Below are 1460 nucleotides of genomic sequence, written 5' to 3'. Positions count from 1 at the left end.
AAGGAATCTCAATGACTAAGTCAAGTCGGCCGGGTGACCTGTGAGCGGTTCAGGCAGCGTGCGCGAGGGGCCCGGGCGAGAAGGCTCGGTTGTCGCGCAGCATCGCCCACAACACGTCGATCCGGCGGCGGGCCAGCGCCATGACCGCCTGGGTATGGATCTTCCCGTCAGCGCGTTTGCGCAGGTAGAAGTCGCGCGATACGCCAGGACGCATCATCGCGGTCTGGGCTGCCATGTAGAAGATGTACCGCAGCCTGCGGCTGTAGTTCTTCGGGCGATGCAGGTTGCCGGTACGGCGGCCCGAGTCGTGCGGGACGGGTGCCAGGCCGGCGTGTGCGGCCAGGCGTCCGGCGTCGGCGTAGCCGGACAGGTCACCGACGATCGCGATGAACTCGGCGCCCAGGATCGGGCCCATGCCGGGCATCGACTCGATGATCTCAGCGCGCGGGTCGGCGCGGAAGGTGTCGCGGATCTGGTTGTCGGTGTCTTTGATCTGGGCGTCCAGCTCCAGCAGCCGGTGCGCCAGGTCCCGCACCAGCGCCGCCGCCCGCTTCTCGCCGGGCAGCGTGGTGTGCTGGGACTCGGCGGCCGCGACGGCCTTGGCGGCGACCTGGTCGGCGCCGCGCACCTTGCGTCGGTGAAGCCAGGTCGTCAGCCGCTTGACGCCGGTGCGGCGCAGCGCGGCCGGGGTCTGGTACTCGGTCAGCATCACGACCGGGCCCTTGGCGGACGAGTAGTCGAAGGCGCGTTCCAGGGCGGGGCAGATGCCCAGCAGCAGGTCCCGCAGCCGGTTGATCAGCCGGACCCGGTCGGCGATCAGGTCGGCGCGGTGTGCGGTCAGCAGCCGCAGCTCGGCGACCAGCTCGGCGGGCGGAGCCAGCGGGATCAGATCGCGTCGCCGCATCCGGGCGGTGTCGGCGATGACCCGGGCATCCTTGGCGTCGGTTTTCCCCTCGCCGCGGTAGGCGCCGGCCATCCGGTTCACCGTCCGGCCGGGCACGTAGACGACCTCTTGGCCGTGCGCGACAAGCAGCGCCAGCAGCAGCGTGGCGGCCTTGCCGGAGATGTCCACCGCCCACAGCACCTGGTCGGACAGCTCGGCAACCGCGGCGATCGTCTCCAGGATCGCGGTCTCGTCGTTGACGACCTTGCGCGAGAGCACCTTGGTGCCCTCGTCGTCCAGGGCGACCGCCCAGTGGTGCCCCTTGCCGACGTCGATACCGACCCAGACTCGGGCCTTCGACTCGCTCAAGCGTTCTACTCCGTTCCGACCGTGACCAGCAACGACATGGCCCACGGAGCACTCCGCCACCAGGTCCCTAACCAGCGATGCCCGCAGTTCTCAATCAGTGGGTCGGAGCGTCCTGGAGGGCCGGGCGGCCATTCCTTGGAAGCCCTAACAGCAGCAGAGAATCATCAGCCACACCCGGCCCTCCGGGACCACCCCAATTCTTAGGGAG

Annotated in this window: 1 protein-coding gene; it reads right to left on the bottom strand. The window is 69.2% G+C overall.

Annotated features, from left to right (window positions below; translation table 11 throughout):
• Positions 1-49: 49 nt before the first annotated feature.
• Positions 50-1252: an IS110 family RNA-guided transposase gene (locus J4709_RS52730; protein WP_208253083.1), complete on the bottom strand. Its 1203-nt coding sequence runs from the start codon at positions 1250-1252 to the stop codon at positions 50-52.
• Positions 1253-1460 lie beyond the last annotated feature (208 nt).

The sequence above is a fragment of the Actinomadura violacea genome (assembly GCF_017573465.1).
Taxonomy (GTDB): domain Bacteria; phylum Actinomycetota; class Actinomycetes; order Streptosporangiales; family Streptosporangiaceae; genus Spirillospora; species Spirillospora violacea.
This window is presented reverse-complemented; position numbering and strand designations above follow the sequence as displayed.